Below are 5,740 nucleotides of genomic sequence, written 5' to 3'. Positions count from 1 at the left end.
GTTCCATCTTGCTATGGTCCCCAAGCAATTGGGTTATGTAAGCTGTCTTTAACTGTGTTAAAAACAACTCACTGAATTTGGAAAAATCTCTGTTTAATACTTGTTAAAACGTCTACTTATTCTTCAGAACAATGTTCTTAAGCGTTCTCTAAACTCAAGCTCAACATGTCACCTTTCATTAATCTTCGCTTTCGCTCTAATTAATAAAGTTACTTTTGAGTTGTATAGTTAAGCCTCACGGGTAATTAGTACAAGTTAGCTTCATCCATTACTGAACTTCCACATCTTGCCTATCAACGTCATAGTCTTTAACGGCCCTTCAGAAGACTTAAAGTCTAGGGAGAACTTATCTTGGGGCAGGTTTCCCGCTTAGATGCTTTCAGCGGTTATCCTTTCCGATCGTAGCTACCCAGCAATGCCATTGGCATGACAACTGGAACACCAGCGGATCGTCCACTCCGGTCCTCTCGTACTAGGAGCAGCCCCCCTCAATTCTCCAACGCCCACGGCAGATAGGGACCGAACTGTCTCACGACGTTCTAAACCCAGCTCGCGTACCACTTTAAATGGCGAACAGCCATACCCTTGGGACCGACTTCAGCCCCAGGATGTGATGAGCCGACATCGAGGTGCCAAACACCGCCGTCGATATGAACTCTTGGGCGGTATCAGCCTGTTATCCCCGGAGTACCTTTTATCCGTTGAGCGATGGCCCTTCCACACAGAACCACCGGATCACTAGAACCTGCTTTCGCACCTGCTCGACGTGTCTGTCTCGCAGTCAAGCACCCTTTTACTCTTGCGCTCATTGCACGATGTCCGACCGTGCTGAGGGTACCTTCGCGCTCCTCCGTTACTCTTTAGGAGGAGACCGCCCCAGTCAAACTACCCACCATACACTGTCCCTGACCAGGATTCACTGATCTAGGTTAGAACCTCAATAATATCAGGGTGGTATTTCAAGATTGGCTCCACAATGACTGGCGTCACTGCTTCATAGCCTCCCACCTATCCTACACAGATAGTATCAAAGTCCAGTGCAAAGCTGTAGTAAAGGTTCACGGGGTCTTTCCGTCTAGCCGCGGGTACGCAGCATCTTAACTGCGAGTTCAATTTCGCTGAGTCTCGGGTGGAGACAGTGTGGCCATCATTACGCCATTCGTGCAGGTCGGAACTTACCCGACAAGGAATTTCGCTACCTTAGGACCGTTATAGTTACGGCCGCCGTTTACCGGGGCTTCGATCAAGAGCTTCGCATAAGCTAACCCCATCAATTAACCTTCCGGCACCGGGCAGGCGTCACACCGTATACGTCATCTTTCGATTTTGCACAGTGCTATGTTTTTAGTAAACAGTTGCAGCCACCTGGTCTCTGCAACCCCCATCAGCTTACGGAGCAAGTCCTTAACCAATAGGGGCACACCTTCTCCCGAAGTTACGGTGTTATTTTGCCTAGTTCCTTCACCCGAGTTCTCTCAAGCGCCTTGGAATTCTCATCCTGACCACCTGTGTTGGTTTGGGGTACGATTCTTTATAACCTGAAGCTTAGAAGCTTTTCTTGGAAGCATGGCATCAACTACTTCGTCCAATAATAGGACTCGTCATCAGTTCTCAGCATTAAGATCCCGGATTTGCCTAAGATCTCTGCCTACTACCTTAAACTTGCAACCATCAGCAAGCTAGCCTAGCCTTCTCCGTCCCTCCATCGCAGTTATAAAAAGTGCAGGAATATTAACCTGCTTCCCATCGACTACGCCTTTCGGCCTCGTCTTAGGGGTCGACTAACCCTACGTCGATTAGCGTTGCGTAGGAAACCTTGGTCTTTCGGCGAGGGAGCTTTTCACTCCCTTTATCGCTACTCATGTCAGCATTCGCACTCGTGATACCTCCAGGATGCTTTACAACACCCCTTCGCAGGCTTACACGACGCTCCTCTACCATGCCATAAATGGCATCCACAGCTTCGGTACACTACTTAGCCCCGTTAAATCTTCGGCGCAGGCCGACTCGATCAGTGAGCTATTACGCTTTCTTTAAAGGGTGGCTGCTTCTAAGCCAACCTCCTGACTGTCTAAGCCTTCCCACATCCTTTCCCACTGAGTAGTGTTTAGGGACCTTAGCTGGTGGTCTGGGTTGTTTCCCTCTTGACAACGGACGTTAGCACCCGCTGTCTGTCTCCCATGATTGCACTTGTTGGTATTCGGAGTTTGCAATGGGCTGCTAAGCCTTGACGGCCCGCTAGACCATAACAGTGCTCTACCCCCAACAGTGAGACATGAGGCTCTACCTAAATAGATTTCGAGGAGAACCAGCTATCTCCGGGCTTGATTAGCCTTTCACTCCGATCCACAGCTCATCCCCGCATTTTTCAACATACGTGGGTTCGGTCCTCCAGTACCTGTTACGGCACCTTCAACCTGGCCATGGATAGATCGCCCGGTTTCGGGTCTACACCATGCAACTAAACGCCCATTTAAGACTCGGTTTCCCTACGGCTCCCTTATTCAGTTAACCTCGCTACATAATGTAAGTCGCTGACCCATTATACAAAAGGTACGCAGTCACCCAACAAGTGGGCTCCTACTGCTTGTACGTACACGGTTTCAGGTTCTATTTCACTCCCCTTCAGGGGTTCTTTTCGCCTTTCCCTCACGGTACTGGTTCACTATCGGTCGGTAGAGAGTATTTAGCCTTGGAGGGTGGTCCCCCCATGTTCAGACAGAATTTCACGTGTTCCGTCCTACTCGAATAACACTTAATAAGATTTCGCATACAGGACTATCACCTTGTTTCGTCACACTTTCCAGAGTGTTCTGCTATCTTAATAAATGCTTTAGGGCTGGTCCCCGTTCGCTCGCCGCTACTTGGGGAATCTCGGTTGATTTCTTTTCCTCTGGGTACTTAGATGTTTCAGTTCTCCAGGTTAGCCTCCCACAAGGGGATATCCTTAAAAAGGATGGGTTTTCCCATTCGGAAATCCTCGGATCAAAGCTTGTTTACTAGCTCCCCGAGGCTTATCGCAAGTTACTACGTCCTTCGTCGCCTTCTACCGCCTAGGCATCCACCGTGTACGCTTAGTCACTTAACTATACAACTCAAAAATAACCTTATGCCTTTTGTTAACTCCACAGCTCTGGTAGCTATACCATTTAGTGAACCGCTTCTGTTTATAAAGCCTAATGAGTGTACGCAACTAAAAGTTTTTACGCTGACATGTTTCGCTTGAGTTTGTATCGTGGTTTTAATTTCCGGCCCTTTACAACCTTCCATTAATTCCATTGAACTCTTAAGATACATTGTTACCTCGTTAGCCCAGCCGTTGGAGACGACTGGACTAACTCAATAAACTGGTAACAGATCAACCTATTTAAAATAAGTCAATCTGGATGTCGTCATCATCAAATGACTCCAGTTTATTGTTTCTAAGTTTATTTTTTAACTTAGAGATTTTTCCTAATTTTTAAAGAACTTCTTTGTTTCTTCAGTCAATATGACTGTTAATAAACTCTTATTCATTGCTGAATCAGAATGTATTAACAGGAATATTGGTGGAGCTATGCGGGATCGAACCGCAGACCTCCTGCGTGCAAGGCAGGCGCTCTCCCAGCTGAGCTATAGCCCCATTCGGGAATCAGCAGGTGTTTTCTTACCCCTGATAGGTTTAATTCTTGACCAATTACTTGGTTCAAAAATTGGTGGGTCTGGGTGGATTTGAACCACCGACCTCACCCTTATCAGGGGTGCGCTCTAACCAACTGAGCTACAGACCCAGGTCGTTCTCATCTTTTCAGTAATTCAGAAATAATTTATGTGAAAGCTAGCTTAAGCTCGCAACCGTCTTTGTCTTAAAGGAGGTGATCCAGCCCCAGCTTCCGCTAGGGCTACCTTGTTACGACTTCACCCCAGTCATGAATCACAAAGTGGTGAGCGCCCTCCCGAAGGTTAGACTACCCACTTCTTTTGCAACCCACTCCCATGGTGTGACGGGCGGTGTGTACAAGGCCCGGGAACGTATTCACCGTGACATTCTGATTCACGATTACTAGCGATTCCGACTTCACGGAGTCGAGTTGCAGACTCCGATCCGGACTACGAGAGGTTTTATGAGATTCGCGCACTGTCGCCAGTTGGCTGCTCTTTGTACCCCCCATTGTAGCACGTGTGTAGCCCATCCCATAAGGGCCATGATGACTTGACGTCGTCCCCGCCTTCCTCCGGTTTATCACCGGCAGTCTCATTAGAGTTCTCAACTAAATGGTAGCAACTAATGATAAGGGTTGCGCTCGTTGCGGGACTTAACCCAACATCTCACGACACGAGCTGACGACAGCCATGCAGCACCTGTCACTGCGTTCCCGAAGGCACCAATCTATCTCTAGAAAGTTCGCAGGATGTCAAGGGATGGTAAGGTTCTTCGCGTTGCATCGAATTAAACCACATGCTCCACCGCTTGTGCGGGCCCCCGTCAATTCCTTTGAGTTTTAATCTTGCGACCGTACTCCCCAGGCGGTCAACTTATCGCGTTAGCTACGCTACTAATCTTTTTAATAAGACCAACAGCTAGTTGACATCGTTTACGGCTTGGACTACCGGGGTATCTAATCCCGTTCGCTACCCAAGCTTTCGCACCTCAGCGTCAGTTTTAAGCCAGGAAGTCGCCTTCGCCACTGATGTTCCTCCAGATATCTACGCATTTCACTGCTACACCTGGAATTCCACTTCCCTCTCTTAAACTCTAGATTGCCAGTATCGGATGCAGTTCCTAGGTTGAGCCCAGGGCTTTCACAACCGACTTAACAGTCCGCCTACGCGCGCTTTACGCCCAGTAATTCCGAATAACGCTTGCACCCTCTGTATTACCGCGGCTGCTGGCACAGAGTTAGCCGGTGCTTCTTCTAAAGTTAACGTCAAACTAAGCAGGTATTAACTACTTAATCTTCCTCACAATTGAAAGTGCTTTACAACCCTCGGGCCTTCTTCACACACGCGGCATGGCTGCATCAAGGTTTCCCTCATTGTGCAATATTCCCCACTGCTGCCTCCCGTAGGAGTCTGGGCCGTGTCTCAGTCCCAGTGTGGCTGATCATCCTCTCAAACCAGCTATAGATCGTCGCCTTGGTAGGCCTTTACCCTACCAACTAGCTAATCTAACGCGGGCTCATCCTTTAGCGATACCTTCCAAGGAGAGGGCACCTTTAATCCGTAGATCATATTCGGTATTAGCATACGTTTCCATATGTTGTCCCCAACTAAAGGGTAGATTCCCACGCGTTACTCACCCGTCCGCCACTCGTCAGCAAGAAAAGCAAGCTTTTCTTCTGTTACCGTTCGACTTGCATGTGTTAGGCCTGCCGCCAGCGTTCATTCTGAGCCAGGATCAAACTCTTCAGTTTAATCTTGATTTTGTTTTTTTAATGAGCTTTGCTGCTCTAAACTCTCGAAATTAACAAGGTACATGTATCATATAAATATGATTAACCATATACATAGTTGTCGAGACTTTTTATGTTGCGGTCACTTACTTAAGTAACTTCCACATAAATTATCTCTGAATTACCTGATTTTTAAAGAACTTGGTCTTAATTTTCCCAGCCCGTCCGCCTTTGCGTTCGTCCTGAGTAAGCCGCGTATTCTAATCGTTTCCTACCTCAGTAGTCAAGACTTTTTTTGGCTTTTTTCTTGGCGGTTATTTTTCAATTACCAACAAGAAAACTCTTTTAAATTCCCGCTTCATTAGCCG

Annotated in this window: 2 tRNA genes and 2 rRNA genes; all 4 read right to left on the bottom strand. The window is 47.6% G+C overall.

Annotation, left to right across the window (positions count from 1 at the left end):
- Positions 1-224 precede the first annotated feature (224 nt).
- Positions 225-3,088 (bottom strand): 23S ribosomal RNA (locus tag CYQ88_RS11365).
- Between the two features lie 458 nt (positions 3,089-3,546).
- Positions 3,547-3,622: transfer RNA gene (locus CYQ88_RS11360), tRNA-Ala, on the bottom strand.
- Between the two features lie 71 nt (positions 3,623-3,693).
- A tRNA-Ile gene (locus CYQ88_RS11355) sits at positions 3,694-3,770 on the bottom strand.
- A gap of 77 nt (positions 3,771-3,847) precedes the next feature.
- Positions 3,848-5,393 (bottom strand): 16S ribosomal RNA (locus tag CYQ88_RS11350).
- The 16S and 23S rRNA genes sit together here with 2 tRNA genes alongside, the layout of an rRNA operon.
- Positions 5,394-5,740: the final 347 nt, after the last annotated feature.

It is taken from the genome of Hydrogenovibrio sp. SC-1 (assembly GCF_002848135.1).
In the GTDB taxonomy this organism is placed as follows: domain Bacteria; phylum Pseudomonadota; class Gammaproteobacteria; order Thiomicrospirales; family Thiomicrospiraceae; genus Hydrogenovibrio.
Note: the sequence above shows the minus strand (reverse complement) of the source record. Positions and strands in the feature narration are given on the sequence as shown.